At 36.9% G+C, this 20,190-nt stretch carries 25 protein-coding genes; 22 read left to right on the top strand and 3 right to left on the bottom strand.

Translation table 11 applies throughout. From position 1 onward, the window contains the following. Window positions 1-77 precede the first annotated feature (77 nt). The 9 genes from BLR11_RS02535 (at window position 78) to BLR11_RS02495 (ending at window position 7,858) form a co-directional block, all read left to right on the top strand. On the top strand, window positions 78-698 hold the full coding sequence (locus tag BLR11_RS02535; RefSeq protein WP_091647910.1) for a TetR/AcrR family transcriptional regulator: 621 nt from the start codon (window positions 78-80) through the stop codon (window positions 696-698). Between the two features lie 76 nt (window positions 699-774). After that, the gene (locus BLR11_RS02530; RefSeq protein WP_245675057.1) at window positions 775-2,193 is read left to right on the top strand and encodes a radical SAM protein; all 1,419 of its coding nucleotides are present in this window, start codon (window positions 775-777) and stop codon (window positions 2,191-2,193) included. A 107-nt stretch (window positions 2,194-2,300) separates the two neighbouring features. Beyond that, window positions 2,301-3,533 (top strand): hypothetical protein, encoded by a 1,233-nt coding sequence (locus BLR11_RS02525; protein ID WP_091647909.1) that lies wholly within the window; start codon window positions 2,301-2,303, stop codon window positions 3,531-3,533. A gap of 258 nt (window positions 3,534-3,791) precedes the next feature. Further along, window positions 3,792-4,376 carry a dienelactone hydrolase family protein gene (locus BLR11_RS02520; RefSeq protein WP_091647907.1) on the top strand — a complete coding sequence of 195 codons (585 nt, stop codon included), beginning with the start codon at window positions 3,792-3,794 and terminating at the stop codon, window positions 4,374-4,376. A gap of 41 nt (window positions 4,377-4,417) precedes the next feature. Further along, the gene (locus BLR11_RS02515) at window positions 4,418-4,813 is read left to right on the top strand and encodes an FMN-binding protein (protein WP_091647906.1); all 396 of its coding nucleotides are present in this window, start codon (window positions 4,418-4,420) and stop codon (window positions 4,811-4,813) included. Between the two features lie 147 nt (window positions 4,814-4,960). Then, entirely contained in the window at window positions 4,961-5,818 is an 858-nt protein-coding gene (locus tag BLR11_RS02510) for an AraC family transcriptional regulator (RefSeq protein ID WP_091647904.1), read from the top strand. 44 nt (window positions 5,819-5,862) lie between these two features. Beyond that, on the top strand, window positions 5,863-6,534 hold the full coding sequence (locus BLR11_RS02505) for a hypothetical protein (protein WP_091647902.1): 672 nt from the start codon (window positions 5,863-5,865) through the stop codon (window positions 6,532-6,534). Window positions 6,535-6,612: 78 nt separating this feature from the next. Beyond that, window positions 6,613-7,305, top strand: a complete 693-nt coding sequence (locus BLR11_RS02500) for an aspartate/glutamate racemase family protein (RefSeq protein WP_091647900.1) — start codon at window positions 6,613-6,615, stop codon at window positions 7,303-7,305. A gap of 70 nt (window positions 7,306-7,375) precedes the next feature. Then, complete coding sequence (locus BLR11_RS02495; protein WP_091647899.1) at window positions 7,376-7,858, top strand: GNAT family N-acetyltransferase; 483 nt, start codon at window positions 7,376-7,378, stop codon at window positions 7,856-7,858. A gap of 35 nt (window positions 7,859-7,893) precedes the next feature. Here BLR11_RS02495 and BLR11_RS02490 read toward each other — a convergent pair whose 3' ends face one another. Together BLR11_RS02490 and BLR11_RS02485 are read right to left on the bottom strand one after the other, a co-directional pair. Further along, window positions 7,894-8,430: a permease gene (locus tag BLR11_RS02490; RefSeq protein WP_091647897.1), complete on the bottom strand. Its 537-nt coding sequence runs from the start codon at window positions 8,428-8,430 to the stop codon at window positions 7,894-7,896. After that, the gene (locus BLR11_RS02485; protein WP_091647895.1) at window positions 8,427-8,906 is read right to left on the bottom strand and encodes a permease; all 480 of its coding nucleotides are present in this window, start codon (window positions 8,904-8,906) and stop codon (window positions 8,427-8,429) included. Before BLR11_RS02485 ends, BLR11_RS02490 begins: the two co-directional genes overlap by 4 nt. A 150-nt stretch (window positions 8,907-9,056) precedes the next feature. On the opposite strand from BLR11_RS02485, the gene BLR11_RS02480 reads away from it, so the two are divergent. The 7 genes from BLR11_RS02480 (at window position 9,057) to BLR11_RS02450 (ending at window position 14,358) form a co-directional block, all read left to right on the top strand. Continuing rightward, entirely contained in the window at window positions 9,057-9,407 is a 351-nt protein-coding gene (locus BLR11_RS02480; protein ID WP_091647894.1) for a helix-turn-helix transcriptional regulator, read from the top strand. A 233-nt stretch (window positions 9,408-9,640) separates the two neighbouring features. After that, window positions 9,641-10,465, top strand: a complete 825-nt coding sequence (locus tag BLR11_RS02475) for an AraC family transcriptional regulator (protein WP_091647892.1) — start codon at window positions 9,641-9,643, stop codon at window positions 10,463-10,465. Window positions 10,466-10,499: 34 nt separating this feature from the next. Further along, entirely contained in the window at window positions 10,500-10,922 is a 423-nt protein-coding gene (locus tag BLR11_RS02470; protein ID WP_091647890.1) for a DUF2000 domain-containing protein, read from the top strand. A gap of 160 nt (window positions 10,923-11,082) precedes the next feature. Continuing rightward, a complete protein-coding gene (locus tag BLR11_RS02465) occupies window positions 11,083-11,676 on the top strand; it encodes a DJ-1/PfpI family protein (protein ID WP_091647889.1) in 594 nt (197 codons plus the stop codon). A gap of 100 nt (window positions 11,677-11,776) precedes the next feature. After that, window positions 11,777-12,133, top strand: coding sequence for a molecular chaperone Hsp90 (locus tag BLR11_RS02460; protein ID WP_091647887.1), 357 nt, complete (start codon window positions 11,777-11,779; stop codon window positions 12,131-12,133). Window positions 12,134-12,311: 178 nt separating this feature from the next. Continuing rightward, complete coding sequence (locus BLR11_RS02455) at window positions 12,312-13,055, top strand: gamma-glutamyl-gamma-aminobutyrate hydrolase family protein (protein ID WP_091647885.1); 744 nt, start codon at window positions 12,312-12,314, stop codon at window positions 13,053-13,055. Then, on the top strand, window positions 13,048-14,358 hold the full coding sequence (locus BLR11_RS02450; protein ID WP_091647883.1) for an APC family permease: 1,311 nt from the start codon (window positions 13,048-13,050) through the stop codon (window positions 14,356-14,358). The genes BLR11_RS02455 and BLR11_RS02450 overlap by 8 nt, the downstream gene beginning before the upstream one ends. 99 nt (window positions 14,359-14,457) lie before the next feature. Here the strand turns inward: BLR11_RS02450 and BLR11_RS02445 are convergent, their stop codons facing one another. Then, complete coding sequence (locus BLR11_RS02445) at window positions 14,458-14,739, bottom strand: glutaredoxin family protein (RefSeq protein WP_091647881.1); 282 nt, start codon at window positions 14,737-14,739, stop codon at window positions 14,458-14,460. Between the two features lie 346 nt (window positions 14,740-15,085). On the opposite strand from BLR11_RS02445, the gene BLR11_RS02440 reads away from it, so the two are divergent. The 6 genes from BLR11_RS02440 to BLR11_RS02415 all read left to right on the top strand — a co-directional run bounded on the left by BLR11_RS02440 (window position 15,086) and on the right by BLR11_RS02415 (window position 20,162). Then, window positions 15,086-16,393 (top strand): chloride channel protein, encoded by a 1,308-nt coding sequence (locus BLR11_RS02440; protein ID WP_091647879.1) that lies wholly within the window; start codon window positions 15,086-15,088, stop codon window positions 16,391-16,393. 191 nt (window positions 16,394-16,584) lie between these two features. Next, window positions 16,585-17,409, top strand: coding sequence for a pyridoxamine kinase (locus tag BLR11_RS02435; RefSeq protein ID WP_091647878.1), 825 nt, complete (start codon window positions 16,585-16,587; stop codon window positions 17,407-17,409). A gap of 13 nt (window positions 17,410-17,422) precedes the next feature. Then, on the top strand, window positions 17,423-18,082 hold the full coding sequence (locus BLR11_RS02430; RefSeq protein ID WP_091647876.1) for a TatD family nuclease-associated radical SAM protein: 660 nt from the start codon (window positions 17,423-17,425) through the stop codon (window positions 18,080-18,082). Between the two features lie 29 nt (window positions 18,083-18,111). Continuing rightward, the gene (locus BLR11_RS02425; protein WP_091647874.1) at window positions 18,112-18,651 is read left to right on the top strand and encodes an ECF transporter S component; all 540 of its coding nucleotides are present in this window, start codon (window positions 18,112-18,114) and stop codon (window positions 18,649-18,651) included. A 112-nt stretch (window positions 18,652-18,763) separates the two neighbouring features. Next, window positions 18,764-19,504 (top strand): hypothetical protein, encoded by a 741-nt coding sequence (locus tag BLR11_RS02420; protein WP_091647873.1) that lies wholly within the window; start codon window positions 18,764-18,766, stop codon window positions 19,502-19,504. A 187-nt stretch (window positions 19,505-19,691) separates the two neighbouring features. Continuing rightward, window positions 19,692-20,162 carry an NUDIX hydrolase gene (locus BLR11_RS02415; RefSeq protein WP_091647871.1) on the top strand — a complete coding sequence of 157 codons (471 nt, stop codon included), beginning with the start codon at window positions 19,692-19,694 and terminating at the stop codon, window positions 20,160-20,162. The last annotated feature ends 28 nt before the right edge of the window (window positions 20,163-20,190 follow it).

Below are 20,190 nucleotides of genomic sequence, written 5' to 3'. Positions count from 1 at the left end.
TAATACTCCGGTATGATGTCTTTTTATTTTAAGGAAAGCGTCCTGTATTGTTATCTGCTGACAAAAAGAGTATAATAATGATAACGAGGATACTGAATTTGTGTTATTGGGTACTGAGGAGGAGGAGAAATATTATTCGATTACAAATTATTATGGCAGCTGCCGCAGAAATCAAGATGCATGGATTTAAATTTACAATGAATGATGTAACCGCAAGATTGCATATAAGCAAGACTTCATTATATGGATATTTCCCTTCAAAAAGTGCATTAGTCGCTGCTGTTATTAAAATGGTACAGGAAGATGTGCAGCGGCAGGAAGAAGATATTTACAACGATTCAGAACGCAGCATTGAAGATAAATTCCAAGCAGTGATGTCTGTGAGTCCGGCGTTAGTGGGGCCAAGCAGTGACAGTATTTATTATGATTTGCAAACGACATATCCGGAACAATGGCGTAATGTGGAAAATTTTCGACAGCAGCGTTTGGACAGATTGATTGCATTACTCGAAAAAGGAGTTTCTTCCCGAAAAATAAAGCCTATTAATTTTAGTGTATTGAAACAGCTGGTCTTTTTTTCCATGAATGATTTGTTTGACCACACTTTTCTCGTGGAAAATAATATGACCTATTATGATGCGGTGGTATCCTTGTCGAAAATCCTTACCCGGGGATTTATTGAGGAAAAAGATATATAAACAATGCCGTATAATGTATAACATTTCATTTTTGAAATGAGAGCATGTTTTTACAAGCGAGTAGGAGTGATTCAGTATGAGTACGATCAAAAATAAAATGACACGTATGTTGTTAAAGGAAGGCTTAGATCTGGCAATACATCATATGGAAAAAAATCCAGAAACAGGTATGCAGGATGTAGCAATGCTGGTAAATAAATATTTTAAGCCTACACCATATGATCGGAATCAGATGGGACAGAATACATTTTCATATATGGAACAGTATCTAAGGAACCCACAATCAAAATGGCGGCGTTATGCGGAAGATTTGCTGCGGGATATAGATAAAAATGTACTGAAAACGTTTATCTTAAATTCGGCGTATGAAGCAGGATACAAAGGAAATAACCTGCGGCACCAATTAATGGAACAAAAGTTATGTAATATACCGTGGGCGATTTTGTTTGATCCAACATCTATGTGTAATATGCATTGTACGGGATGCTGGGCTGCAGAGTATGGACATATGCTGAACTTGAGTAACGAAGATATGGATGCTATTGTACGGCAAGGAGAAAAAATAGGCTGTCATTTTTATTTGCTGACAGGCGGTGAACCATTGATGCGAAAAAATGATATTATCATTTTGGCACGAAAACATCCTACAAGTGAATTTCATATTTTTACAAATGGTTCTTTGATTACGGACGAATTTTGCCAGGCGGCAGTAGCTGTAGGCAATTTGTCTTTTTCATTAAGCATAGAAGGATTTGAAAAGGCTAATGATGAAAGACGAGGTAAAGGAAGTTTTCGACGGATTATGAAGGCTATGGATATTTTGCACCGTAATCGCCTGCTATTCGGTATTTCTGTGTGTTATACTAAATTAAACTATAAGAATGTAACGTCGGATGAGTTCTTGGATATGGTTATTGAAAAAGGCTGTAAATATGCATGGTATTTTCATTATATGCCGGTAGGAAATGAAGCGGTTCCGGATTTACTTTTGTCTCCGGATGAACGAACCTATATGTATCATCGTGTGCGGGAAATTCGTTCAGAACAGTGTGATAAACTATTCTTTGCCATTGATTTTCAAAATGATGGAGAGTTTATTGATGGATGCATTGCCGGCGGACGAGCTTATCTGCATATTAATGCCAATGGGGATATTGAACCTTGCGTTTTTATCCATTATTCAGATACTAATATTCATACAGGTACAGTAATGGAGGCGCTTGAAAATCCTTTGTTTATGGCATATCATACGCGGCAGCCGTTTAATGAAAATTTACTGCAGCCTTGTCCGATGTTGGAAAATCCATCGATATTGCCGGAAATTATTCGTGAATCTAAAGCCCCCTCTACTGATTTGCAATCTCCTGAATCGGCAGAACATTTATGTGCAAAATGCAAAAAATATGCGAAAGACTGGCAAGCCGCGGCAGATACATTATGGATGGAAAGCGGACATAGCGGACATAGCGGACATAGCGGCAATCGCGTATCATAATTGGTTATAGGTGCGTCGGTATGACGTATGATATCTCGGAAATCGATGTTTTTTGATTTAAAACATCGATTTCTGGGTTAATGGCATGAAAAAGAAGGTGATGATATATGGACCGAAAAAAATGGAATGTGGCGATCGGCTTTGCAACCGGGAGAAAAAATTTTTATCGTATCCTGCGAAGTTATGTATTAAATTGCTTTGAATCAGGATTACTTGATAATAAAGATGTAGGATTAAATTTGTTTGTTGCATATGATCTTGAGTATCGTCATACGCGTAAGGCTGACTTCGTTTCGATAAATCCGGAAATTTCAAAATTATTGGACAGTGTTCATTTTATTGGTAAACAAGAGATGTTAGCAGAAAAACAAAATATGTTAAAACGAGGCATTCTTACTAAAACGGAGGCGAGTGTTATTTTTCGGCGCGGGTATGCATTGCAGCGGAATATTATTTTGTATAAAGCAATTGAAAATCATATGGACTGCTTACTTTTTCTCGACGACGATGAATATCCGGTGGCTTTGACGAAAAGTATCGAAACTGATTTATGGGGTGGGCAGCGTGTTATTCAGTCACATCTTAAATATATCAAGGAGGCAGATATTACTTGCGGACATCATTGTGGTTACATATCACCGATTCCCTATATGGAATTTTCACGTTCTTTTCCTGAAAGCATATTTAAAAAATTTATTCAGGCGTTAAGTAATGATATCATAAATTGGGATACTATCTGCAGTGTGATGAAAAATGGCGGAGTCACATATGCAGATAAGCAGATTTTATTGCGTAAGGAAGTAAAAACAATACAGGAAAGCAATGGAGCTAAGTTTATTTCCGGTTCCAACCTTTGTATTAATTTACAAAATCCGAAGCGAGTATTCCCTTTTTACAATCCGCCAGGGGCACGCGGGGAAGATACTTTTTTAAGTACCTGTCTGACAGAACGCAAGGTACTGCAGATTCCCTGCTATACCTTTCATGATGGATTTGGCGCATATCGTTATATGCTGGCGGGTGTTCTGCCTGTACGAATGAAGATGATACGAGCTGATTCTTCACGAGTGCTCAAACGTTTTTATGCGGCCTGTGTAGGCTGGGTACGATATAAGCCGTTGTACATATATATTACGGATAGAGCGCACTATTACAGTCGAATAGACGAAATGACTGAAAATCTAGAACAAACATTACCGGTTATTTGCCGTTATTTTAAATCGGATATGTTTATGATGGTGCTGCGGGAATTAAAGAAGTATGATAATACAATTGGTAAACAGTATACACAGTTTGAAAATAATAAATTGATATGGTCCCGTATATTGGAAACATTATAAAATGAATATACGAAAAATAAAATACAGTGCCATTTTCTAAAGAGACGCCGGTTGGCGTCTTTTTTGTATAGACATCAGCCGCAATGGAAAATTTTATTGTAAAGTGCCGTTTTCAGATGTTGAATTTTTTGGGACCCATTACCATAATAATAGATTGACAAGAATATTTCTTGTGCATACAATAGAATACACAGGTTTTAAAGTCTGGTTTTACAACCTCGTACAGATGTAAAATATATTGGATAAAAAGGTGAAAAAATGTTTGAAAAAAAAGTGGCATTGGTTATCTTACCGGAAATTTACGGTATTAATCCATTCATCGAAACCGTGAAGAGAAAATATCAGGCATTAGGCTTTCATGTTTTTTCTCCTAATTTATTATTGCGTTCTTATTTTCCTTATACGGAACGGGAAGAAGCATATCTGTTTTTTCAAAATCATATAGGGTTTGGGGCATATAAAGATGTGGATTATTTAATGGAAGAGTTGCAAGCTTCTTATGAAAAAGTTATTATATTAGGGTTTAGCGTCGGAGCAACATTAGCTTGGCGGTGCAGTGGGCGAGGGCACGTTGACGGAATTGTTGCTTGTTACGGTTCCCGTATTCGAGATTATCTGGAGGTAGAGCCGCGGTGTGATTCGCTGTTGCTTTTTGCGGAAAAGGATTTTTTTCATGTTACTGAAGTGCAGCAGGCTGTATTTTCAAAAAAAAGAGTAAAATCTATGATATTTCCTGCTGCGCATGGATTTTTTGATATGTATAGCGAGAGTTATGATAAAGAACAAGCAAATAAAGGATGGCAGTACATTGATGAATTTATCGATGGTGTTATAGAAGCATAGAATTAAAAAATTAAATCGCTGCATTTGCGCGGAGGAATCGCATGATAAGAAATAAGAAAAAATGGATACAGGCTGGAGTCATAGTTTTAATTATTCTTTTGGCCGGTGGAGCAATATATATGAAAAAAGTTATGAATTATCAAGAAAAAGTACAGCATATTGTTATTCATAATGTGGATATTTCAGCAAAAGCGGATGGAGTATATACTGGAAAGTGTGATGTTGACCTTATTTCTGCAACGGTTGAAGTTACGGTCCATAATGGGGAGATTACGAAAATCAATATTCTGCAGCATAAAAATGGACGAGGTAAACCGGCAGAAGCTGTTTTAGATAGAATAATCAAGGAACAAAAACTTAAAGTAGATGCTGTATCAGGGGCAACTAATTCAAGTATTGTTTTGGAAAAAGCCGTTGAAAATGCACTTAATACATAAAGCAATCTATTTTTCTAAAAGAGAAAATATCTGCAATTATAATTTTAAAATCATTGCAGATGCTTTTTGACTAATTTTTGTGCTTTATAATGAATAACTTATTATGTGATGTATAGTAGCAGCTGGGGGTAAGGAGGATTTCTTGAGGTGAATAAGGAACAAATTAAATTTACAATAATTCCTCAGCTGCATAATCTTGAATTACTTCATGCTGCTTATGGAAATTATACTTTTAGCAAACATATTCATGAAAATTATGCGATTGGAGTGGTGGAACGGGGAGCACTTGGTTTTTCTTATCATGGGGAACGGCTTGTTTCTTATCCCGGAAGCATTAATTTAGTCGTTCCGGGAGAGGCACATGATGGGTATGCCGCTTCACAGAATGGATGGACATACCGCATGTTTTATATTTACCCTGAAATGATGGAAAAAGTAATGTATTATATGTCAGATCGAATACACCAATTGCCATATTTTAAAGCCGGAGTGATACAGAATAAATTTTTGGCGGCATACATTCGAAATCTGCACATAGCGTTATCAGAACCACAGGGCATATCCCTGATAGAACAAGAATCCTTATTGCTGACAATGCTGACTGTATTTATTTCTCGATATGCAGAAGAAAAACCTTGTGTAAGACGGATAGAAAAAGAGAAAAAAATGGTTAGGTCCGCGGTGTCTTTTATAGAAGAAAATTATATGAGAAATATTTCTATTCGAGAATTATCCGATGTATGCCACTTAAGTCCGTATTACTTAATTCGTATGTTTCATGAATGTATGGGTGTGCCGCCGCATATGTATTTGAAGCAGGTTCGAATACATAGAGTGAAGGATTTATTGGGAAAAGGATACTCTTTGTTATCGGCAGCTCAAGAAACAGGTTTTACAGATCAAAGTCATTTGACAAAGCAATTTAAACAAATTACCGGAATTACACCTAAAAAATACAGCAATAGTATACAAGAAATAGCAGGGAGAAAAGCTAAAATAAAGTAAATCGCTGCAATCTTCTGCGATATTATTTTAGGAGGCGAGAGCATATGATACAAGCAACAGAAAAATGGAAGGAAAGACATCCAGATGCCAAAATGGGTTTTATGGTAATGAATCAGCTCATGTATGGCATGGGGACAGAAATTTTGGATGCAGAAAAGGAAAAAGTAGAACAACTACTTAGAAATTCTTTTGCAGATAGTACTTCATTAAAAGGACAACCCGCGATTGCTGCCTATGTAAAATATTATAAGCATTTTAAGAAAACCTACCATGTTTTAAAGCAGCAAGAGTCGGTTGCTTTTAAGGGAAAATCAATTCCACAATCTATTCCCATAGTGGAAGCTATGTTTATGGCTGAACTCAAGAATGGTTTGTTGACAGCCGGCCATGATTATGATGCATTAAAACTACCGCTGTATCTGGATACGGCACAGGGAACGGAGTCATATACGTTGATGAGCCGCAATATACAGCAACCGAAGAATGAGGATATGATACTATGTGATCAATGTGGTGTTATTTCCAGTATTATCTATGGACCAGACCAACGGACGCGTATTGTACCTGAAACGAAGACTGCATTATTTGTTATTTATGCGCCACCGGGTATTTCTGATAGTATGATTCATAATCATCTGACGGATATGTATACTTATGTTAAAATGGTTTATCCAGAGGCAGTGGTAGAACAGCAGCAGATTATATCAGCTAGGTGATGGGTAAGGTTGAGAATTAAAGAGATAGATGCGAGAGTATCTGCTTGCAATATTGTTTAATAGAAAGGATCGTATAAAATGAAAAAATTAGGATTGATTGGCGGTACAGGACCTGAGTCTACTATACCGTATTATCGAAATATTGTATTTGGTGTTAAGCATAAAGTCGGCAAAGAGTATTTCCCGAACATAACCATAGAAAGCTTAAATGTATTTGAAGTTCTTAACAAATGTGCCATAGGTGATTATATGGGACTTGCAGAATATATGGCTGCCGGAATTTCATGTCTTGCTGCTGCCGGTTGTGATTTTGCCGCTTTTACTGGTATTACTCCTCATATAGTATTTGATGAAGTACAGAAAAAATCAGCTATTCCTCTTGTTAGTATGATAGATACAACGTGTAATAAAGCGAAATGCTGTCAATACAAGAAAATAGGTCTTTTAGGAACTAAAGCGACTATGACCGGTTCTTTTTTTCAAAAACCATTTGAGGCAAGTGGAATAGAAATTATAACACCTGAATGCTTTGCTATGGAATATATTAACGATAAAATTTCCCGCGAATTGGAAAATGGAATCGTTCTTGATGATACAAGACAGCAATTTATTCATATTATAGAAGATATGGTTGATAACGATTCTATAGATGCCGTTGTATTAGGGTGTACAGAAATACCGCTACTCTTCCAGTCGACGAATTTGCCGATTCCGGTATTAGATGCGATGGAGATACATATGGAAACACTAATTGATATGATATTGAAATAGAAGCATATGATGTAGTATTGTACATATGCCGGAGTGTTTTAAAAATATGGGTTACGAGGGGATGATATATATGGCAGCAGATATTGTATTAGGATATGATAAAAAAAATGATTTAAAAAAATTATTTACAGAATATACGGATATGCTTGTTGCAAACGATTCAACTTTTGCGGCTTCTCTAAAAATGCAAAAATATGAAGAAGAAATAGAGCATTTACATGACAAATATGGAATGCCGGATGGAAGACTTTATATTGCCTATGTGGAAGGGATTCCTGCTGGGTGTGCAGCGTTTCATCGTTATGATGCTGTTCGCTGCGAGGGAAAGCGCCTTTATGTGCGTCCGCAATATCGCGGACAGCACATTGCAACGCTGCTTATGGAAAAAATTATGAAGGAAGCCAAAGAAATTGGCTATAAGATTTTTCTTCTTGATACGCTGCCTTTTCTTAAAGAAGCTATTAAAATGTATGAAAAGTACGGCTTTTATGAAATACCTAAATACTACGATTCGCCCGTTGCTTCTACCATTTATATGGAAAAAAAATTATAATATAATAAACATCATTACATGATGAGGTTGTACAGTTATATCTCCTTTTTTCTGGCTTGATATAACTGTATTTTTTCGTGTTTTGACAGTAAAATATCTGTTATTTTTGCTATTATTATTATGGCAGGGATATCCAGAATATAACGTAATATCATAAATGGCCAACCCATTACAGAGGCTTCAAATAATGAAATGGGAATTTTTGTAGCAGACCATGCACCTACGAAAATAAGAATATTGGTGAAAGCTGCATTTTTTTTCATCAGCACTTCAGTGAAGGGAAACGCCATATAGCCGGGACCGGCAGCAACGGATCCAATAAAGAGTGCTGTTATAACTCCTCGCATTCCAGCATGTTCACCCATGAATTTTGTCATTGTTTTTTTGTCGATCCATACATCCAGCAACCCCATTAAAATAAAAATAGGTGGCATGATAAACATCATTTCTTTTAAATTTTGTGTTGTTCCATGTATTGATTTTATCCCAGATTCAGGAGAAATGATATATAAGCATGCATTTATAAGTATGAGTAGTAGTACGAATTTGTATCGGTATAGGATATACTTCATTTTAATAACGCCTCCATTATGCATGCAATCAAAAAAGAAAAAAATATAGCGGACATGTTGCGGATATATGCAGCTTTTTTTCCAAAATATTGAATTTCTATTGGCATAGTAAGGACGCCGACCATTACGGATGTTGAAATAAAAACAGTAATTTGAAAAAAACCAGCGCCGTTTTCCAGTAATGTATGGGCCAGTGGAAATGTTACAAAGCCGGGTATAATAGTACAGGAGCCAATTATGGCGGCTAATACAATGCTATACCAATTGGAATCACCTCCTAATAATAAAGCGATTGTTTCTGGTGTTAAAAAAGAAAGAATGATGCCGACGATGAACACAATAGCCAAAAACAGCGGCAACATATTTTTAAAGGAATTCCAGCTTTTTAATAAAGCTTGCTTTGTTTTAGACATACTTTTGTGTGCGGACCACAGAATTAAGAAAAATACTGCGGCGTAAAAAATAATTGTCATCATAAATAGTGTCCTTTCAATATAAATGTTATTAACATCATGATGTATAATACAGTATCAATATAAAGCTAATTTACTGTTTTGTCAATTGAATATTGACAGAATAGTAAGAAAAGCAGTAAGGTGTATATAACATATAGGAGGTTATAACGTATGAATAAAACGCAGCAACATAGACATTTACCAGCATTTATTTTACTTCAATTGGCACAGCATAGTGCACATGGGGGGGCGTTATACAATGCGTTAATTCAGGATATTCCTGATTTTCAATGTGATACAGCAGCGATTTATCGTACATTGAAACAGCTTGAAAAAGAAGACGCGGTCATATTTTCATGGGATACAAGTCATGCAGGTCCAGCGCGCAAGATTTATAGTATTACGCCTATCGGATATAAGCAGCTTGCCTTTTGGAAATCAGATATGGAGCAGCGAAGTAAGCGATTGCATTATTTTTTAAATACATATGAAACATTAAAACTTGATAAAACTGAATTATAACAATAACCGCTATGCGATGTGGTACATCGCATAGCGGTTATTGTTTTTACTGTATAAGCGTTTTTGGTTCAGTGGTTTATTGGAAAAACAACAGGCATAAGATATACGTAATTATGCATCTGAGAGGAACCTGTAGTACCGAGATTGCTATTTATACAGATAGATTGACGATATTTTGCAAGCCTGTCCATAAGACCCATGGTACAATAAGCTTATTAAAGGAGGGTAGCGAGATGAATAAAGGAATACGTACGATTGTATATGATGAAGAGTTACATTTGGAAGCATATCATCTCAAGGGCATTGTGCAGTCTTTCCCCAATCATTTCCATGAATGCTATGTAATTGGTTTAATGGAAGATGGAGAGCGATGCATGTGCTGCAAGAACCAGGAATATATATTGAAAAAAAATGATATTGTTTTATTTAATCCGGGAGATAGTCATTTATGTTTTCAAAATGATGGACATACATTGAGTTATAGAGCCATTAATATTTCCCGAAATAGAATGCTGGATTTGGCAGAAGAGGCAATAGGAAAACGAGAAGCCATTAATTTTTCGAAAAGTGTTATCAGGGATCAAGAAATGGCCTGTCTTTTACATGAATTGCATAGCATGATACTGGATGGATTTGAAGAATTTAATAAAGAGGAAAAATTAATGTTTTTAATTGCCCTTTTATATGAAAGATGTGGATCGCCTTTTTCAATATGCTTGCCCGAATATGCCGAGGAAATCGAAAAAATTTCTAATTATATACAAGTACATTATAGGGAACGAATTTCTTTGTCACAACTTTGCCAGCTTGTAAATTTAAGTAAATCTACCTTATTACGGGGATTTACAAAACGTAAAGGGATGACACCCTACCGTTATCTGGAAACTGTGCGAATTAATGAGGCAAAAAAATTGCTTGAACAAGGAATTTCACCATTAGAAGCTGCCATGAAAACTGGTTTTTCAGATCAAAGTCATTTTACAAATTATTTTAGTCAATTTATTGGATTGTCTCCAGGTGCATATCATCAAATATTTTTTGATAAACCGAACAGATAGTAAAAAATAATGAATATAAGAAGGGTGAATTAGTATGGATTGGATGAGAGAAAAGTGTGTTATGATTATTGATGAAAAATTGCCATTAGGATTAATTGCCAATACAGCAGCGATTCTGGGGATCACATTAGGGAAAACTGTGCCGGAAGTTGTCGGAACAGATGTTGTGGATCAAAATGGCAATCCCCATCTTGGTATTATTGCGTTTCCGGTACCTGTATTAAAAGGATCATCAGATGTAATAAAAGAAATAAAAAAAAGATTGCAGGATCCTTTTTTTCAGGACATAATAGTGGTGGATTTTTCTGATTTAGCACAAGAATGTAAAACATATGATGAATATAAGGAGAAGATGGCAGCTATGCCTGAACAAGCGCTGCAATATTTAGGTATAGCTATTTGCGGTTCTAAAAAAGAAATTAATACATTGACCGGAAATATGCCGCTTCTTAGATGAATTTACATTATGTATCTCGGTTATTGTACGATATAACAGAAAATGTTTTGATTTTGTCTTTGATTTGATATAGTATTATAGATAAGGTTTGTATAAGAATGCTTTATTATACACCGGAGACGTACTGACGTATAAATGTAAAAAATGGGAGATGGATATATTGGAAATTTATATTATACTATTTCATGATTTTGAGACGTTGGATGCGTTTGGGCCCGTGGAAATTTTGGGTCGCATTGGAGAATATCATCTGCATTTTGTGTCATATGCAGGGGGAACAGTGATTAGCCGCCAGGGCATCCCGGTGATAACTGAAAAATTAGACAGTGTAAACGGTGGAGGAGTTGTTCTTATTCCCGGTGGAATGGGAACGCGGACGCTGGTAACAGATAAAGCTTTTTTGAAGGCCTTGGTTCCGGTTGTTGATATGTCTGCCTACTGTCTTACTGTGTGTACGGGATCCGTACTTCTTGCACAAACGGGAAGGCTGGACGGACGGAAGGCCACATCAAATAAAAAAGCCTTTTCTTGGGTTAAGACTACCCGTACTGCTGTTTTGTGGCAAGGTAAGGCACGATGGGTTGTTGACGGGAAATTTTATACGTCATCCGGTATATCCGCAGGCATCGATATGACATTAGGATTTATTTGTGATGTATATGGAAGGAAAAAGGCCGTAGAAATTGCTCAGAGTATAGAGTATAATTGGCAGGAAAATAAAAATTGCGATCCGTTTGCTGCGGATAATAAATAAGGGACGTATATATACTATATGGTATCGTTGAAGCCATTGCACGCAGTTAAGTATTGTGATAGAATACGAGCAATACTAGAAGAAAGCGAGGAGGGTATGTATGGAAAACGAAACGCGGAAATTTATCATTGAAAAAACACAGGAATTGATAAGTGCTCCATCCTGCAGCCGGGAAGCGAAAGAAGCGGCACAGCATTGGCTGGAGACAGTTGGATCAGAACAGGAAACCGAAGTCACAAAAAAATATCTGCTTGAATTAGAATCTGACATTATGCCTATTGATATGTTGATCGCCTTTGCAGAATCTTCTAAAGGAATCGAAATTTTTGGAACAGAGAAGGCAGCGGCTATTTTGACACATGCCAAACAAATTAAATCTGCCGGAGCACAATATTGTGATTGTCCTGCCTGTACTGCAGCGGCGGCAATTCTGGAAAAAAAGAATTTGTTTTTTTGATAATATACTGGTATAACAATTAGAAGGGTCTTGGGCGTCTTTTGTCTGAGGCCCTTTTGTATAGAAAATAATTTTATTGACGTAGTGTTTTATGTATTATAGAATGGAGCGTATGGATAAAGCATGGCTTTTTCCGATTTTATGACAGCAAGGAATCTTTTTGGGAGGGGAGAGATATATGAATAAACCCGTAATTGGTATTTCAGGATCTCATTTGATTGATGATCATGGTGCTTTTGCCGGATATCACCGTGCCTATGTCAATGATGATTATGTCCGATCTGTGGCAGAGGCAGGAGGGATTCCGGTTATATTGCCTTTTACCAGTAATGATGAGATTGTTACGGAAACAATGAATCACGTTGATGGATTATTATTATCAGGTGGGCACGATGTATATCCGCTGTGTTATAATGAAGAGCCTATGCAAGGGATTGGCCCGGTTTGGCCGGAACGGGATCATTTTGACTTTTTATTATTGGAAATGGCTGAGAAAAAAAATATCCCCATTATGGCTATTTGCCGGGGACATCAAATTGTTAACGTGTATCATGGAGGATCTTTGTATCAGGATTTAAAATATGATACAGCATGTTATATTAAACATGCACAGAATCAAGATCCAGCAACAGCGACACATACCGTTATTGTGGAGGCGGATTCGCGATTAGCAGGTATTATTAAGTGCACAGAGTGGATTACCAATTCCCATCACCATCAGACAATAAAAAAAATGGGAGAGGGATTGCGTATTGCTGCGCGTGCCAAAGATGGTACTATTGAAGCAATGGAGGGAACGGTATATCCGTATTTACAAACCTATCAATTTCATCCTGAAATGATGACTGTAAATAATGGAGAAGCAAAATGTTTATTTGATGATTTTATTCAAGCGGCAGGAGGGAAGAAAAATAATGGATAAAAAATCGGGAAAATTTGGTTTTTGGAGTATTGTTCTCCTGGGAATTAACAGTATTGTCGGTACGGGGATATTTCTTTTGCCCAATAAAGCATATTCGTTGATTGGGTCGGCTAGTTTAGGCGTTCTTTTTTTTGATGCGCTTCTGGCTGGTTGTATGGCTCTTTGTTTTGCGGAAGTTGCCGGTTTTTTTACGCGTAACGGCGGACCTTATTTATATGCGAAATATTCATTGGGAAATTTTTTTGGCTATGAAGTTGGTGTTTTGAAGTGGATTGTTGTCATGATTGCATGGGCTACAATGGCTGTAGGATTTGCTACGGCATTAGGGGCGGCCTTTCCTTTTTTATCCGGTGAAATGATGAAAAATATTATTGCTTCCGCTATTATTTTAGTACTGACCATTATCAATATCATCGGTGTTAACACGACAAAAATTTTGAGTAATCTTATTACAGTATCTAAGCTGGTTCCGCTTATTGCATTTATTGTGATTGGTATTTTCTTTGTCAATGGCTCTCACTTTACCCCTGTATTTCCAGGCGGAGAGTATCAAGGCGGCACATTTGCCAGTGCTGCTATTTTATTGTTTTTTGCCTATACCGGATTTGAAGCTATTGCAGTAGCTGCAGAAGATATGGAAAATCCAAAAAAAAATCTGCCTCGGGCTATTATTATGACGATGATTATTGTTTCTATTTTATATATGCTTATTTTAGGTATCAGTATCGGTATTATGGGAACTGATTTAGCACATACACAGGCACCGATTCAAGATGCGTTCGGTATGATTCTTGGACCAGCAGGTGCATATTTTGTTTTAGCAGGGACATTGCTTTCTATGGGCGGTATTAATATGGCACAGTCTTTTTTTGGTCCGCGTGTCTGCACTTCCTTATCGGAGGATGGAATGCTGCCGTCAGTACTTTCTAAACGTACACCATGGAATACTCCGTATGTGGCGGCTATTGTAACTGCTTTTTTCAGTATCTTGTTGACTTGGACGGGAAGTTTTGCAACTTTGGCAGCTATTAGTGCGGTGTCGCGTTTTACCCAATATTTGCCAACTTGTATTTCTGTTATTATTTTCCGAAAGAAATGGGCAGATAAAGAAAGACCGTATATGATTCCTTTTGGTGTTACTATTCCTGTTATTGCTATCGTTGTCAGCCTTTGGATGTTGTCTCAGGCTCAAACTTCACAATTGATCTGGGGATTTGGAGGATGTATAGTAGTTCTTCCGTTCTACTTTATTTATCTAAGTAAAAAGCGTAAAGGATTAATTAAGGAAAGCAATACATTGTAGCATAGGGTATTGTTTATATTGTTGTGATAAAGGCTGCATTTTTTAATTTAAAACTCCTTGAAAACACTGAATGTTACGAGTGTTTTCAAGGAGTTTTTTTTACATGGCAAGCGCTTTATCAAGGGATGCCTTTACGTGTTTTTTGATTTCTTCATAGGTTTGCCCAGGTTGTGCTTCGTATAATTTTTCATGCCCGATAAATAGGGAAGGTACATAGTAATACGTATGACCCTTCACTGCTTCGGGGTTTTCACTTTCTTCATACCAAGTAATAGGAACTGTGCGGTAAACTTGGTTTTCTGTTATTAATTCTTCAATGGCAGCCTTCGCATTACGGCAATAGGGGCAATGTGTGAGATAAAAAGCTGTAATAGGTTTCATGTATATCTTCCTCCTTTATCTTTGATATCTTAAGCGTACTTTAATTTTTTAATATTGTCAATTGGCAAAATAAACATCGTTTTATGTATAACAATGAATTAGTTAATAACGGCGAGGATATACCGCGTTTTTTTGAAATACTTTTGAAATACATAGTTATCCTATTAATAAAATTATATATATTTTTTATCTTAATTATCTTAATATAATATTTCAAATACATGTTGACATTTTCATGAATACATGGTAATTTTATACATGCAGGTCATTTGTTTTTTGTCAATAATGGTATACCAAATGCCACTTGCAATAAAACATGGCGAATTCACTAACAGGAGTGTTCTACATGAAATCATTACATATAAAAGTTATACTTTACTTGCTTATTATAGGCGCAGCAGCCGGATTTATAGGTATTATTTTGACTGTACTTATGCATACGATACAACATTATGCTTTTGGATATGGTTTTTATGGCGAAGTATCTTTTCGGGAGGTTGTAGAATATGCATCGCCTTTACGCCGGCTTATTGTGCTGACGGCTTGCGGCATGCTAGTTGGAGGAGCTTGGTTTGTTATTCATCGAATTTGTCCGCCTCTTGTTTCTATCAAGCAAACCGTGGATGATCCAACTCGGGAGATGCCGGTGAAAACAACGGTTGTTCATGCTGTCCTTCAAATTATAACAGTTGCATTAGGTTCACCTCTGGGAAGGGAAGTTGCTCCAAGAGAAATTAGTGCAGCCTTTGCAACGAAATTATCTCAGGTTTTTCATGTTGATACAGAAACACGAAAATTATTATTAGCTTGTGCTTCTGGGGCGGGTTTGGCAGCAGTGTATAATGTTCCTTTGGCGGCTGCCATATTTTCGTTGGAAACATTATTAATGCGCTGGGATTATCGATCTGTTAGTGCAGCCTTTCTATGCAGCGGTACTGCTGTTTATGTTGTACGGCAAGGATTGGGTGATCTGGTTCAATATCCTCTGCCACAAGTTGCATTCGGTGAATCGACCGTTTTATTTGCAGCACTTATAGGACCTTTTATAGCGATTGCCGTTATTGTTTTTGAAAAGAGTTTGAAGCCGTTTCCTTTCATCTCCAGAAATAATCCTAAAATAATAGCGGCAGCTATCATATCTTTTTTTCTCATTGGGGTATTATCCATGTATTATCCGGAAATTCTAGGTAATGGGAAAGCGGGCAATCAACTTAGTTTTACAGATATGATCAGTTGGCAATATGGTTTGGGACTTTTATCTACTAAATGGCTGGCAGTTATATTGGCAACAGCTGCAGGTGCTTACGGTGGCCGCATTACACCTTCGATGATGCTGGGAGGAATGATAGGTATGGTTTCAGCAATTTTTTGGAATATCCTTTTCCCGGGTATTTCGGTATCAGTTGCTGTTATTGCCTTTGTTGGAGCTGCTATTTTCTTGGGTTTGGCACAAAAAATGCCAGTTACCGCCATCGTATTTTTGTTGGAATTATCGCGTTTTTCTCCTGCTTACTTATTTCCGATGTGTGCTTGCTTAGCTACTGCATTGCTTGTGTATAATGCACTGCAGTTTGCAGATGTACCAGCTAAAAATTGGGTAGAAAATCAAAGACATCCTTATATGGCGTATATTCTTTCCCATATTATAAAGTAGTAAATTATATGTCTGTTACATAGCAGAGATACTGTTATACAGTATTTCTGCTGTTTTTTTTATCAATCTGTACCACTAAAATATTTTATTTTTGTATATTTTAATGAATACACATTTGATGTATACTTAGTTTTAGATTTTCTGATGCGGGAAATCTAAAACTATATGGGTACTGGGGATGATAGTAGACAATGAGACAAAAACGAATTGCCTTAATCAATGACTTAACGGGATTTGGAAGATGTTCAATTACTGTGGAACTGCCGCTTATTTCCGCATTAAAAGTACAAGCATGTCCGCTGCCGACAGCCATACTTTCCGTTCATACGGGTTTTTCTGCTCATTATATGAGTGATTACAGTGAAAATATGCGGCCGTATATACGTAACTGGAAGGACAATCAATTGCAATTTGATGGGATTTGTACCGGATTTCTTAGTTCTGTCAAACAAATTGACATTGTTATTGAGTTTATAAAAAACTTTAAACATTCACATACACAAGTTATTTTTGACCCGGTAATGGGAGATTATGGTACATTATATGCATCCTACACTCCCGATATTTGCAATGAAATGCGAAGGCTCTTAACGTATGCTGATACGATAACGCCGAATCTTACGGAGGCTTGTGAATTGCTTTGCATACCGTATCCGGATGAAGGCACAGTGAGTGAAACAGCGTTGTTTCAAATGGCAGAGGCATTATCTTTCAAGGGACCTTCCCAGGTTATCATTACCGGGGTGGGTGAGAAGAATACAATTAGTAATTATATATATGAACGAGGAAAGGAACCGCAGATTATCAAGACGTTGAAAATAGGCGGCAACCGGTCTGGTACGGGAGATATTTTTACCGCAATCATTTCTGCCTGCTTAGTAAAAGGAGAACCATTAATACCTTCTGTAAGAAAAGCAGTGGATTTTATTGTAAAAACATTGGTATATACTGAAAAACTAGGATTGCCTTGGAATTATGGATTGGCATTTGAAGAATATTTGACAGAATTGGAATGAGGAGGACAGGAATATGATTATCTATACGTATGATAAGGGGCGGTATTTAAGTTTGGAGGAAAGTTTAAAACGACAACCGCAGGGCATGAGAAGTGTTTATATCAATATGACGAATCGTTGTAATTGTGCTTGTACATTTTGTTTGCGGAACGTAAAAAAAATGGATAAAACAGCGACACTTTGGTTGGAAACAGAACCTTCTGCAGAAGAAATACAGTATATGTTGGATACAGCACCATGGACGGTTATCAATGAAATTGTATTTTGTGGGTTTGGTGAACCAACGATGAGATTATCTGATGTAGTTCAGCTTTTAACCTATGTAAAACATAGGCATCCTCACGTACAAACACGGATTAATACAAATGGTTTATCTGATTTGGAATATGGTTACGATACATCGTCCGTCTTTGACCATCATATTTTAGATACTATTTCTATCAGTCTTAATGCTTCAAATGCAGAACGGTATTTAACACTTACGAGAAGTAAGTTTGGCGCAGAATCCTTTGAAGCGATGCTTGCATTTGCAGGTCATTGCAAGAGATATATTCCCCATGTGGTAATGACGATCGTAGATAAAGTGGAAAGTGATGATGAAATTAAAGCTTGTCAAACAGTATGTGCCCAACGAGGATTAACACTGCGTGTACGGGCGTACGAAGAAAATTAGGTACGAGAATATGAATGGGAGTGTGTGCCATGATGGAGTATAACAAGACAAAACCTATGTCTGCGTCACGAAGTATCTGCATAACTGCTGTTATGACGGCATTTATCTGCATGATGACAATTGTTCCGCGTATTCCAATTCCTTTGGGATATGCTCATTTAGGAGATGCTGCCATTTTTCTGGTTGTTTTATATGCCGGACATCGTGAAGGAGCTGTGGCAGCCAGCCTTGGTTCTGCATTTGCCGATTTTTTAGGAGGTTTTCCTATATGGATTCTTCCGACTATTCTTATCAAATATAGTATGGTGATTATTCTCTGGCACATTGTAAAAAAACATGCAGCAGATATTCATGTTTTGTCTGCCTATGCTTTTTGCGGGTTATGCTTATCAGGTGGATGGATGGTCATTGGATATACTATATTCGGAAGTATTCTATATGGAGGGATAGCAGTTGGATTAACCTCTGCGCCAGGACTTTTTTTAGAAGGAGTAGTTAATATTGCAGCAGCTATTGCAGCGGGAGCAGTATTGGAACGAAGCAAATCTTTTTCGGCGTATTTTAAATAAGTGGGACTTATAGCACAGATGTTGATGATTGGGTGAATATATATTGTTTTCTTACATGAATGAGCGTATAATATTCGTTTGAAAAGAAACCAGTATAAGGGAGAGACCCATTTTGAAAAAGTTATTATCTATAGTTGCAGTATGTTTTGTTTTTTTTATGGCAGTATCAATGAATTGCTTAGCAAAAGGAGAAGGAACGGAAAGTCGGGAAAATATGTTACAATGGCTGGAACCGGCCGAAGGCGATTGGTACAGTACCAAGGGGAATCTGACGCTGACGATCCAAGGAGATTATATTAATAATTGCAAAGTCCTTGGCGCACAGAATTGTACCTATGATTACCCGCGAAGCGGTACTTTTTGCGTTGCTGAAGCTGCGGGGAATCGTAATATAAAAATGGATTTATTTGGGAATAATGTGCATCAATATCTTATTGTCGATGATCATATGGTACTGCGCCGCTCTACTCGTCCGGAATACAATGAATCTGCCGGTGGCATCTATCTGGGTATGACGCAGGAAGATGTATTGCAACACTATGCCCGTCCGACGAATATTATTGCCGAAAATGGTACGGAACGATGGGAATATGATGCCAATAAATTTGATGTTATTTTTAAAAGCAATATTGTAGTAGGTATCCGGTTATATGAAGATAGTACGAAACATTTTGATAAATCCGGACTTGGCGCTGCTTCCGCACCATCTGCGTACAAAGAAGCCTATGGAATGGAGGATCTTCCCAGCATTCCTGCTCAAGGGGGACAACTCTCACCAGTATATAAAATAGGTCATGGCGAGTTCCTGTTTTTCGGATCAGATTATGTGCAGTTATCTGTATATAATCGATAAGAATTTAAATTGTTGGCTAATTGATTATACGATACAAGGACTGCTCTTTATAAGCTGAATGCGGCAATTTAACTTATGAAGAGCATTTTTTTTATGACCGGCAGGTAGGATATATAGCAGTAGACAGCAGTATACCCTATGCTATAATAATAAAATACAAGGTATAAAAAGAAAAGAGTGAACATATATGCTAAATACTACATTGTGTTATATAGAAAGAAATAATTCTTACTTAATGCTGCATCGCATTAAGAAAAAAAATGATATTAATCATGATAAATGGATTGGCATTGGCGGTAAATTTGAAGAGCATGAGAGTCCGGAAGACTGTGTATTACGTGAAGTTTACGAAGAAACAGGTTTAACATTGTCCTCTTGGCGGTATTGCGGTATTATTACGTTTATTTGTGATGATTATGAAACAGAACTTATGCATTTATATAGTTCGGATTCTTTTTCTGGAGAGCTGCAGGAATGTGATGAAGGTGTATTGCAGTGGATTCCTATTGAAAAAATATATGACTTACCTCTTTGGGCAGGGGATAAAATATTTTTAAAACTGATGCAGCAGAAACAGGACTTCTTTTCTCTTAAAGTTATTTATAAGGGAAATACCTTGGTTCATGCGATACTTAATGGAAAAGAAAAACTAGTTTAATTATATAGTGTGGATATAGAAAATCCCT

This window comes from Megasphaera paucivorans (assembly GCF_900103535.1).
Classification (GTDB): Bacteria; Bacillota; Negativicutes; order Veillonellales; family Megasphaeraceae; genus Megasphaera_A; species Megasphaera_A paucivorans.
This window is presented reverse-complemented; position numbering and strand designations above follow the sequence as displayed.

Coding starts and splice junctions, on each gene's coding strand:
- BLR11_RS02535 (WP_091647910.1), top strand. CDS start 78: ATGATAACGAGGATACTGAATTTGTGTTATTGGGTACTGAGGAGGAGG.
- BLR11_RS02530 (WP_245675057.1), top strand. CDS start 775: ATGAGTACGATCAAAAATAAAATGACACGTATGTTGTTAAAGGAAGGC.
- BLR11_RS02525 (WP_091647909.1), top strand. CDS start 2,301: ATGGACCGAAAAAAATGGAATGTGGCGATCGGCTTTGCAACCGGGAGA.
- BLR11_RS02520 (WP_091647907.1), top strand. CDS start 3,792: ATGTTTGAAAAAAAAGTGGCATTGGTTATCTTACCGGAAATTTACGGT.
- BLR11_RS02515 (WP_091647906.1), top strand. CDS start 4,418: ATGATAAGAAATAAGAAAAAATGGATACAGGCTGGAGTCATAGTTTTA.
- BLR11_RS02505 (WP_091647902.1), top strand. CDS start 5,863: ATGATACAAGCAACAGAAAAATGGAAGGAAAGACATCCAGATGCCAAA.
- BLR11_RS02500 (WP_091647900.1), top strand. CDS start 6,613: ATGAAAAAATTAGGATTGATTGGCGGTACAGGACCTGAGTCTACTATA.
- BLR11_RS02495 (WP_091647899.1), top strand. CDS start 7,376: ATGGCAGCAGATATTGTATTAGGATATGATAAAAAAAATGATTTAAAA.
- BLR11_RS02490 (WP_091647897.1), bottom strand. CDS start 8,430: ATGAAGTATATCCTATACCGATACAAATTCGTACTACTACTCATACTT.
- BLR11_RS02485 (WP_091647895.1), bottom strand. CDS start 8,906: ATGATGACAATTATTTTTTACGCCGCAGTATTTTTCTTAATTCTGTGG.
- BLR11_RS02480 (WP_091647894.1), top strand. CDS start 9,057: ATGAATAAAACGCAGCAACATAGACATTTACCAGCATTTATTTTACTT.
- BLR11_RS02475 (WP_091647892.1), top strand. CDS start 9,641: ATGAATAAAGGAATACGTACGATTGTATATGATGAAGAGTTACATTTG.
- BLR11_RS02470 (WP_091647890.1), top strand. CDS start 10,500: ATGGATTGGATGAGAGAAAAGTGTGTTATGATTATTGATGAAAAATTG.
- BLR11_RS02460 (WP_091647887.1), top strand. CDS start 11,777: ATGGAAAACGAAACGCGGAAATTTATCATTGAAAAAACACAGGAATTG.
- BLR11_RS02455 (WP_091647885.1), top strand. CDS start 12,312: ATGAATAAACCCGTAATTGGTATTTCAGGATCTCATTTGATTGATGAT.
- BLR11_RS02450 (WP_091647883.1), top strand. CDS start 13,048: ATGGATAAAAAATCGGGAAAATTTGGTTTTTGGAGTATTGTTCTCCTG.
- BLR11_RS02445 (WP_091647881.1), bottom strand. CDS start 14,739: ATGAAACCTATTACAGCTTTTTATCTCACACATTGCCCCTATTGCCGT.
- BLR11_RS02440 (WP_091647879.1), top strand. CDS start 15,086: ATGAAATCATTACATATAAAAGTTATACTTTACTTGCTTATTATAGGC.
- BLR11_RS02435 (WP_091647878.1), top strand. CDS start 16,585: ATGAGACAAAAACGAATTGCCTTAATCAATGACTTAACGGGATTTGGA.
- BLR11_RS02430 (WP_091647876.1), top strand. CDS start 17,423: ATGATTATCTATACGTATGATAAGGGGCGGTATTTAAGTTTGGAGGAA.
- BLR11_RS02425 (WP_091647874.1), top strand. CDS start 18,112: ATGATGGAGTATAACAAGACAAAACCTATGTCTGCGTCACGAAGTATC.
- BLR11_RS02415 (WP_091647871.1), top strand. CDS start 19,692: ATGCTAAATACTACATTGTGTTATATAGAAAGAAATAATTCTTACTTA.